Source organism: Anaerotignum sp. (assembly GCF_031981185.1).
Taxonomy (GTDB): Bacteria; Bacillota; Clostridia; order Lachnospirales; family Anaerotignaceae; genus Chakrabartyella.
In genome coordinates, this window is record NZ_DALYUL010000038.1 from 7,743 (window position 1) to 10,669 (window position 2,927).

Here is a 2,927-nt window from a genome sequence, read left to right on the forward strand (position 1 = left end):
ATACCATGAGAAGATTATTCTGATACATTTAACTTTTCAAATACCCAAGCCGTCAATTCGTTTAGAGACGGATGAATAACCATGGAATCGTTAATAGGCTCGTAGGTATCGATATTGGGGCATAAAATTCGTAACCCGTCAAGTCCGTTTTCCGTCAGTGCACGCTTTGTCTTCGTACACTGATACCCCACATTCATCAGATATACAAAAGGTTGCAATAATACAGCGGCCTGCGGTCCCACAATATGAACGCCAAATATTTTTTTATCGGCGCCAATGATCATTTTTACAAAGCCGTTATCGTCATCCCCATCACGGTAGCCCATAGCTCTGCCGCCCACAACCTCCGAGTAATGGTTCTTTGCGGTTCGATATGAAAGACCTTTGTCCTTTGCTTCTTTCTCTGTCATGCCCACATGCGCCACCTGGGGATGTGTGAAAATTGCCCATGGAACCGTATCATAACGCAACTCTTTTTTATTTCCGTCTGAGAAAAGATTATGTACCAAAACCTGCGCCTCGTAGTTTGCTTTGTGCCTGAACTGATACTTTCCATTGATATCGCCCAAAGCCCATACGTTTTTATTTGATGTTTCAAGATAAGGGTTTGTACTAATCCAGCCGTGCTTATCCACTTCTACGCCTGCCTTTTCAAGGGCTAAGGTATCTGCATTGGATTTCACACCAGAAGCAACAAGAATCTCCTCACATTCCACAACGATTTGACTGTTGGTTATGGTGTTTTCGATGGTGATGTATTTTTTCCCATCATCGCTGTAAACAGATAAAATCTTACTATTTGATAGCACATCAATGCCATTTTTAATAAATTTTCTACTGACAAATTGTGCAACCTCTTCTTCTTCCTTATTTAATATTTTCGAACGTGCAATAATCGTTACCTTTGTCCCGAATGCCGAAAAAATATGGGCAAATTCAGCACTGATTGCACCACCACCTATGATAGCAAGGCTTTTCCATAGCTTTTTAGGAAACTTTTCTCCAAAAAAAGTTTCTGATGTCATATACCCAGTGTTCTCCAATCCATCCACTGGAGGAATCATAGTTCTGGCACCTACCGCAATAATGAACTTGTCACCATAAATCAATTCATCCTCCTTACCTTCGCACGATATGACCATGCTATTCGGTCCAGTAAAGGCACCGCTTCCTTTATAAACTGTGAGGTTAGGAATACCCTGCAAACTGTTTTCAATGGATTTGCTAAAATCAATCTGCTCCCACATTCTTTTTGAAATCGAATCCCAATCGATTTCTGGACGAGGTGTCCGAATACCGATTCGTTCAGACTCCTCCGCTTCACGGATAAAATCAGCAGGATAAACAAGCATTTTGGATGGAATACAGCCTTTGGTTAGACATGTGCCACCAAACTTTGCTTTTTCAATGATTGCGCAGCTTAGTCCTTTGTTTAAGGCTGCTTCCATAACCATGAGCCCAGCCCCGCTTCCTACAATTACAATATCAAAACGTTTCATGTGTATTCCTCCTGTCATTTGTTTTTTATTTATAGGTTACTTAAGATTTAAAACATTCTGCGTATTCATGAATAATAGTGTAGCTTGTCTACACTATCTGTAATAAACATACTTCGAAACTGAATCCACTACAGATTTTGCTCATTTTCTTTGGGTAATCAGTTGAACTCGAGAAGTTAAACTATAAGCATTTTTTACAGAATTTACGTCTTCTGTAATTTTGTCTCCTACCCTATAATCATTGTATGATTAAAAAACTCATAGCCGAGAAAATCATAGTCCCATTTTTCTGATGCTATTTTCAACAACTTCTGTTAGTTCACTTTCTGCCCCTAAACTAAAATTAAAAATTGCACCACTACCGCCCCCAGCACCAATAGCAGATATAAACACTTCTCTTCCAGTATCAATAATTGTCACACTTAAACTTGCCCTACTGCTATTTCGCATAAAATATTTATCGTATACCCGAACAGCCATTTTAACATTTTCACTCTGGTAATTACTTTTATCTACCAAATTTACGCTTGCCCCACTTTTGAATATAGCTTCGTCTAGTTGTTCGACTATTTTATCAAAATCCCCTTGCACAGATTTTTCGTATTTTGCCATTTCTTTTCCTCCTTCTAAATAATACAATAGTTTTCTAAACATTACCAAAATTAGATTCAGCTACTAAACATAATGAGAAGCACAACCGTCTTAACGTACCTTGAGTTCACAAAAATAATATCTGGTAACCCCTTTGTGGAAGATATCTTTACAAAAATCACTCCGTATTTATTCTATAAAGACACCTATTTCTCTGAATCAGACCTGAAATATTTTCCATTTTTATATGCATTAACTAAAAACTCTCCACAAACAAAGATAGCACCTTCATGGTCTTTTATAATCGCCCAATCCATTTTGTTTGAACACCAGTAAGGTTGAATATTTCGATTGAAAGATAACGCATCTATATCCATTATATACGATACCGAGTCAACATCACACACGTTGACTTCATAAATCCTTTTCTCTCCATGACATATTAACAAATCAATTATCTTATTGCGATTAGCTGGTGTTGAAAAATCATTTGACCTAAAACTTATTATTTCTTTCGTTGACTTATTATAATATTGCTGCGTTCTTTTCAACCATTTATCTTGAAGTTTTCTTAACACTTCCCTTTCTTCCTCTTCTGACAAAACTCTTCTATAAAAAAGCGGTAAAACATTCTTTAAATCGTTTTCATCAATATTTTTCATATAAAAAACGATTTTATTTATTTCTCTTTCACTTATTCTTATTTTATCTTCATAACTCCATCCAGCATACTTTATATTTTCACTTATTCTTGAAGTTCTCACAAGATAGACTGCCTCTTTTTTTATATCACTTAACGTAGTGTATTGTTCAGGCTCTATTTTTTCAATGTTTTGC

The 2,927-nt window shown here is 36.6% G+C and carries 3 protein-coding genes; all 3 read right to left on the reverse strand.

The window, feature by feature from the left end; genetic code table 11:
• Positions 1–14: 14 nt before the first annotated feature.
• A complete protein-coding gene (locus RTK36_RS15325; protein ID WP_312048103.1) occupies positions 15–1,499 on the reverse strand; it encodes a dihydrolipoyl dehydrogenase family protein in 1,485 nt (494 codons plus the stop codon).
• Between the two features lie 273 nt (positions 1,500–1,772).
• Positions 1,773–2,111: a DUF6054 family protein gene (locus RTK36_RS15330; RefSeq protein WP_312048104.1), complete on the reverse strand. Its 339-nt coding sequence runs from the start codon at positions 2,109–2,111 to the stop codon at positions 1,773–1,775.
• 185 nt (positions 2,112–2,296) lie between these two features.
• On the reverse strand, positions 2,297–2,927 hold a 631-nt coding region (locus tag RTK36_RS15335), incomplete at its 5' end, for a hypothetical protein (RefSeq protein WP_312048105.1).

Coding starts and splice junctions, on each gene's coding strand:
- RTK36_RS15325 (WP_312048103.1), bottom strand. CDS start 1,499: ATGAAACGTTTTGATATTGTAATTGTAGGAAGCGGGGCTGGGCTCATG.
- RTK36_RS15330 (WP_312048104.1), bottom strand. CDS start 2,111: ATGGCAAAATACGAAAAATCTGTGCAAGGGGATTTTGATAAAATAGTC.